The sequence below is a fragment of the Streptomyces boncukensis genome (assembly GCF_011045075.1).
Lineage (GTDB): Bacteria > Actinomycetota > Actinomycetes > Streptomycetales > Streptomycetaceae > Streptomyces > Streptomyces boncukensis.
In genome coordinates this window covers 1-6,174 of sequence record NZ_JAAKZZ010000447.1, presented here as the reverse complement: position 1 = coordinate 6,174, position 6,174 = coordinate 1, and the positions used below count along the sequence as shown (strand labels likewise).

7 protein-coding genes are annotated in these 6,174 nt (G+C 72.2%); 3 read left to right on the top strand and 4 right to left on the bottom strand.

From position 1 onward, the window contains the following. Both G5C65_RS29270 and G5C65_RS29265 read left to right on the top strand, forming a co-directional pair. Positions 1–1,218, top strand: a 1,218-nt coding sequence (locus G5C65_RS29270) for a diacylglycerol/lipid kinase family protein (RefSeq protein WP_165302060.1), incomplete at its 5' end; no start/stop codon positions are given. Beyond that, positions 1,211–1,777 carry a phosphatase PAP2 family protein gene (locus G5C65_RS29265; RefSeq protein WP_165302059.1) on the top strand — a complete coding sequence of 189 codons (567 nt, stop codon included), beginning with the start codon at positions 1,211–1,213 and terminating at the stop codon, positions 1,775–1,777. The genes G5C65_RS29270 and G5C65_RS29265, both read left to right, overlap by 8 nt. A gap of 288 nt (positions 1,778–2,065) precedes the next feature. Here the strand turns inward: G5C65_RS29265 and G5C65_RS29260 are convergent, their stop codons facing one another. Genes G5C65_RS29260 through G5C65_RS29245 form a run of 4 tightly spaced genes read right to left on the bottom strand, consistent with a single transcriptional unit; the run spans position 2,066 to position 5,340 of the window. Further along, a complete protein-coding gene (locus tag G5C65_RS29260; protein WP_420903371.1) occupies positions 2,066–2,752 on the bottom strand; it encodes a GntR family transcriptional regulator in 687 nt (228 codons plus the stop codon). 35 nt (positions 2,753–2,787) lie between these two features. Next, entirely contained in the window at positions 2,788–3,294 is a 507-nt protein-coding gene (locus G5C65_RS29255) for a flavin reductase family protein (RefSeq protein ID WP_165302057.1), read from the bottom strand. 26 nt (positions 3,295–3,320) lie between these two features. Continuing rightward, positions 3,321–3,746, bottom strand: a complete 426-nt coding sequence (locus G5C65_RS29250) for an ester cyclase (protein WP_165302056.1) — start codon at positions 3,744–3,746, stop codon at positions 3,321–3,323. Then, positions 3,733–5,340, bottom strand: a complete 1,608-nt coding sequence (locus tag G5C65_RS29245; protein WP_165302055.1) for a BCCT family transporter — start codon at positions 5,338–5,340, stop codon at positions 3,733–3,735. The genes G5C65_RS29250 and G5C65_RS29245 overlap by 14 nt, the downstream gene beginning before the upstream one ends. A 280-nt stretch (positions 5,341–5,620) precedes the next feature. On the opposite strand from G5C65_RS29245, the gene G5C65_RS29240 reads away from it, so the two are divergent. Beyond that, positions 5,621–6,174 (top strand): amino acid synthesis family protein (locus G5C65_RS29240; RefSeq protein WP_165302054.1); only part of this gene is annotated, 554 nt, incomplete at its 3' end.

Below are 6,174 nucleotides of genomic sequence, written 5' to 3'. Positions count from 1 at the left end.
GGGCTTGTCGGGCTGGTCGCCTGGGCCGCCGGGGTGTGGTGGTTCCTGGCCCACCGCGGCGTGGTACGGCAGCTCGGGCTCGGCGTCGCCGTCCTGGCGCCCGCCGCCGTCCTGGTGCTCTTCACCCAGGACGGCCTGTGGCGCACGGCGCTGGCCGCCTGCCTGTGCTGGGCCGCGGCACTGGCCTGCGCCCGGGGGGCGCTGCGCCTCTCACCGGCGGACCCGCCGGGACCGGCGAGGGCCGCGCCCCGGCCGAAGCGGCCGGTCCTCATCATGAACCCGAGGTCCGGGGGCGGAAAGGTCTCCCGCTTCGGACTCGTCGAACGCGCTGAGGCGCTCGGCGCGCGGGTGATCCTGCTCGACCCGTCAGCCCCGGCCGACGTCGCCGCGCTCGCCCGGCGGGCCGTGGACGAGGGCGCCGACCTGCTCGGCGTCGCGGGCGGCGACGGCACCCAGGCGCTCGTCGCGGCCGTCGCCGCCGAGCACGGCCTGCCGTTCCTCGTGGTCTCCGCGGGCACCCGCAACCACTTCGCCATGGACCTCGGCCTCGACCGCTCCGACCCGGCCCGCTGCCTCGACGCGCTCAGCGACGGCGAGGAACTGCGGGTCGACCTCGGTGACGTCGCGGGCCGGGCCTTCGTCAACACCGTGTCGTTCGGGGTGTACGCGGACGTCGTGCAGCGCCCCGAGTACCGCGACGACAAGGCGGGCACGGCACTGAACCTGATGCCGGACCTGCTGGCCGACGAGGGGGTGCGGCGGCTCGACGCGCGGATCGACGGCGCCGCGCTCGCCCCGCAGCAAGCGCTGCTGGTCAGCAACAACCCGTACGCGTCGCCCGACGACCTCGGCGACAGCGCCCGCCGCCCCCGCCTCGACAGCGGCGAACTGGGCGTGCTGGGGGTCCGGGTGCAGAGCGCGGCACAGGCCGCCGACCTGGCCGTACGGGGCTCGCAGTCCCCGTGCCTGACCGTGGCGACCGCGCAGCGGGTCGAGGTGGCCTCCGACGCGGACGAGATCCCCGTGGCGGTGGACGGCGAGGCGCTGCGGATGCCCGTGCCCGTCGTGTGCGGGCTGCGTCCCGGCGCACTGCGGGTCCTGGTGCCGCGCGACCGTCCCGGCGCCCTGGCCCCCGTCCCGGTCCTGGACTGGCGACGGCTCGCCGGCCTCGCCCTCGGCCGCACCGCGCCGCAGCCGGAAAGGGGCGCCCGTGCCTGACCGCGACGCCGCCGCGGCCGTGCTCGGCGACCTCCGTGCGATCGACCGCGCGCTGTACGCGGCGGTGGCCGCCACGCCCACGCCCACGCTGGACCGCGCGCTGCGGCGCCTGTCGCACGCGGCCGACCATTCGAAGATCTCGCTGACCGTCGCGGCGGGACTCGCCCTCGGTCCCGGCCGCTGCCCTCGTGCGGCGCTGGCCGGGGTCGGCGCGGTGGCGCTGGCCTCGGCGGCGTCGAACCTGTTCGGCAAGCGGATGGTGCGCCGGCGGCGGCCAGACCGGCCGGCGGCCCGGGTGGCCGTCGGCCGGCACGTGCCGATGCCGCTGTCGGCGTCCTTCCCGTCCGGCCACACGGCGTCGGCGACCGCGTTCGCCACCGCCGTGGGCGTCGTTCTCCCGCCGGCGGCCGTGCCGCTCGGCGCGCTGGCGGCGGCGGTCGGCTACTCCCGGGTCCACACGGGTGTGCACTACCCCGGCGATGTCGCGGGCGGCGCCGTCCTCGGCCTCGCGGCAGCGGCGGCGTCCCTGGCCGCGGTGCGTCGCAGGGTGCCCGCGTGACGGGGCGCACGGATGCGCCCCGAAGGGGCGCGGGGAACTGCGCGCGCAACCACGGCGACAGCCGCAGTCCGCAGGGCACGGACAGGGGCAGCCCCGACCCGGCAGGATCCGCCGGCCACGGCACTAGGGGGTGTTTCGAAAGCCCCGCACGCCACCTGGAACGCCCGGCACGTGCTCTCGCCGCACCGGCCGAAAGCCCGAGTACGCCCAGTACGAGGGCTTTCACCCGGCACGCCGAGAGCACGCACCGGACGCCCCATGCGCCGCACGGGGCTTTCGAAACACCCCCTAGTCGTCGCGCCGCCCGGGAAGCGGCAGGCCCGCCATCAGCGCGCGGCGGCTGGCCCGGACGTGTTCGCGCATGACCTGCTCGGCGCTGTCCCCGTCCTTCTCCAGTATGAGCTCGACGACCAGGTGGTGCTCGCGGTCGGACTGGCCCGGACGGCCGGGCCGGCTCAGCGAGGTCGTCACCAGCCGGGAGTAGGCCAGCTGGTTCATCAGCGTCCGGTAGTGCGCTTCGAGCTTCCGGTTGTCGGCGCCGGTGATCACCAGATCGTGGAACTCCCCGACCAGCTCCGCGTAGCGGTCGCGGTCGTCGCGGGCCACGGCCGCGTCGGCCTGCGCGAGGTTCTCCTGGAGCCGGTCGATCTCGGGCACCCGGCCCCGCCGGGCCAGGAGGCGCGCCGCGGCGCCTTCGAGCAGCTCCTTCATCTCGAAGAGCTCCGTGATCTCGCGCCGGGACGGAGCGGTGACGAAGGTGCCGACCCGGGGCCGGATCTCCACGAGCCCCTCGGTCTGCAGCTGCTTGAGCGCTTCGCGGACCGGTGTGCGGCTGACGCCGAACTCCTCGGCCAGGGCGAGCTCCGAGAGGAGCGCGCCGGGGTCGATCTCACCGCTGATGATGCGTCCGCGCATCTCGGCGATGACCCTGGCCTGGATCGGCTTGTTGGCCGATCCGCCGGTTCCTGCAGTCACTGAGCCAGCTCCTCGGTGTCGCGTCCTGTGGCTGATCATCCCAGAGGGGGGAGTGCTCCTCCGTCGAAGAACTTACCGGCGCTGTAGACCATGGGATCGCGCTCGGTGACGGCGGCGTGCACCACCCGGCAGACGAAGACGGTGTGGGTGCTGGCCTGGAGCCGTTCGCGGATCTCGGCCTCCATCTGCGCGCTGCTGCGCGCGATCAACGGGCTCCCGAAGGGGCCCGGCGACCAGTCCAGACCGCTGAACTTGTCGTCGGACTTGGACGCGAAGCGCGCGACCACGTCGAGCTGGTCCGTCGACAGGATGTTGATCGCGAGGTGGCCGGCCCGGAACAGGCAGTCGTGGGTGGACGAGGTGTGCTGGACGCACACCATGACCGTGGCCGGGTCCAGGGAGATACTGGCGAAGGCGTTGACGGCCAGGCCCTTCGGGGCGCCGCCGTCCAGCGCGGTCACGACGGTGACGCCGGTGACGAACTGGCGGTTGACCCGCTTCATCAGGTCGGTGTCGGCGGGCTGCGCCGAGAGCGCGGACATCGGGGTGCTCCTTGTCATGGTGTAGATCAGTCCTGTCCGACCGCGATGATTCCGAGGGCGGCGAGCAGCGCCCGGGGGTCCCAGGTCACGAACTCCTCGACGACGCGGTCTCCTTCGAACCGGGCGAAGGTCGCGCCGCTGACGTCCACCCGCCGCTTGGTGGCGGGGACGCCCAGGAGGGAGCCCTGGTGGCTGCCCGTGCTGTGCCAGCGGACCGCGGCACGGTCGTCCTCGACGAGGATGTCGTCGAGCGTGGTGACGAGGTCGGGGAAGGCGGAACGGGTGGCGAGGATCGACGCCTTGAAGGTGCGCAGGTCCTGGGGGCGCGACTCCGCGCCGCGGCGGAGGTAGCCGGGGTCGAGGAGCGCGTCGAGCGCGTCGACGTCGCCGTGGTTCCAGGTGGCTTCCCACACTCTGCGGATGGCGGCGTGCCGGGAGTCAGTGTGCGGCATCGGCTTTCTCCTTTTCGTCTTCGTCGGGAGCCGTCCCGGGTGCGCCGGCCGGCCTCGCGCGCCGGTCCGTCGCCAGGTCCTTCCAGAAGGACACCGCGAGACAGGCGATGATCACCAAGAAGGGCAGAGAGGTGACGATCACGGTGTTCTGAAGCGCGCTGAGCCCGTCGGCGAGCATCAGCGCGACCGCGGTGACGCCGGTGAGGACGCCCCAGAGGACGAGGACCGGGCGGCGCGGAGTGAGCGAACCGTCGGACGTCATCGACCCCAGGACGTAGGTGTTGGAGTCCGCGCTCGTCACAAAGAAGATCACCGCGAGCAGGACGGTGACCGCCGATGTGACCCCGGTCAGGGGGAAGTGGTCAAGCGTCGCGAAGAAGGCGTCGCCGAAGTCGTCCGCCGTCTGCTGGGCGATGTCGCCGCCCTCGAACATGTCCACGTGGATGGCCGAGCCGCCGAAGACCGCGAACCAGGTGAAGAAGGCGAGGCTGGGGACCGTCAGTACCCCCATGATGAAACCGCGGATCGTGCGCCCCCGGGAGATCCGGGCGAGGAAGATGCCGACGAACGCGCCCCAGGAGACCCACCAGGCCAGCATGAAGTACGTCCACGCCTGCATCCACTCCAGCCCGCCGAAGGCGGTGCCCTGCAGGCTCATCCGGAAGAAGTCCCCCGCCCAGGTACCGATCGACTCGATGTAGAGGTTGACGAGGAAGACCGTCGGACCGGCGATCAGCATGAACACGAACAGCACGGTCGCCAGGGTGCTGCTGGTGTAGCTCAGCATCTTGATGCCCCTGCTGACGCCGGTGACGGCCGACAGGGTGAAGATGGCGGTGATGGCCGCGATGATGAGCACCTGCGCCGCGGAGTTGACGGGTACGCCGAACAGCCGCCCCATCCCGTTGTTGACCTGGAGCGCCCCCAGCCCCAGGGATGTGGCCGTGCCGAAGAGCGTCGCGAAGACGGCGAGCACGTCGATCCCCTTGCCGATCGGGCCGTTGACCCGGTCGCCGAGGAACGGGGTGAACAGCTGGCTCACCAGGGGGCGGCGCCCCTTGCGATACGTCGAGTAGCCGATCGCGAGCCCGAAGACGGCGAAGACGGCCCAGGCGTGCAGGCCCCAGTCGAAGTAGGAGTACTGCAGCGCGCGCACCGCGGCCTCGTGGGTGTTCGGCTCGGCGAGCCCGCGCGGCGGCGTGGCCAGGTGCGAGATGGGCTCGGCGACGCCGTAGGAGACCAGGCCGATGCCCATCACGGCGCCGAGCAGCATCGCGATCCAGGCCGGGGTGGAGAACTCCGGTCTGTCGGTGTCCTTGCCGAGCCGGATGCTGCCCGCGGGGCTGAACGCCAGGAAGACCAGGAAGACCAGGATGCCGAGGGTGACGACCAGGTAGCTCCATCCGAACGACGAGGTGACCCAGTTCAGGGAGGACGCCGTGACGCGGTTGAGGTTCCCGGTGAAGAAGGTCGCCCAGGCGACGAAGACCGCGGCGACCCCGACCGAGGTCCAGAAGACGGAGCCGAGCTTCCCGGTCGCCGCGGAGGCCGGTTCCGAACCCCCTTGAGAACCCCCTTGAAGCTGTCTGGACATGAAACTCCTTGAGTCAGGTGCACCCGAGTCGCACTGGCATACAAGCTGGTTCGTGCTCGGCCGCTGGCATGCAAGGGACCGTAGGTGACGGCATGGGCTGAGTGTCAAGGGTCGCGCAGCGATTCCTCGGTATTTCCGCTGCGTTTCCGTTGCCGACTTGGCGAACATCCAGGTCAACGCCGTAATCACCGATGGCCGGACGCTCGCGCCACGCGGTGCGGGGGAGGGTGTTGGCCAGTAACCCTTGACCGCGATCAGCGGGATATCTACCGTCTCTGCCATGCAAGAGAATGTTGCTGATCCCTCCGCTGAGCGGATCGGACTGCGCAAGGTGGTGACCTACCGCGACGTCGTCCTCGCCGAGGCCGGACAGGCGCCGGAGCGGCCCGTGCGGCGCGCGAGCGCCGCCGCCGTCATCCGGAACCCGTGGATCGGCACGGGGCCGGACGCCGGGCTGGCCGCCGAGCAGGGCCGCATCGGGCCCGTGCTCGCGCGGCTGCTGTCCGGCCGGCTCGCCTCGGCGCTCGGCGGGGTGGACGCGATCGAGGCGTTCGGGAAGGCCGCGGTCGTCGGCACCGCAGGGGAGATCGAGCACGGCGGCGCGCTCATCCACACGCCGTACTTCGGCAACCTGGTCCGCGAGCTCCTCCGCGGCGAGTCGATCATCTGCTTCGCCGACACCCGGGCCGAGGCGGGTGACACACTGACCGTCCCCCTCTGGCACAAGACGCACGCCGCGACGCGCAGCCACTACCAGACCGTCAGCGCACGCGTCCCCGACGCCCCCCGGCCCGACGAGATCGTCGTCATCGCCGCCGCGTCCACCGGCCCCCG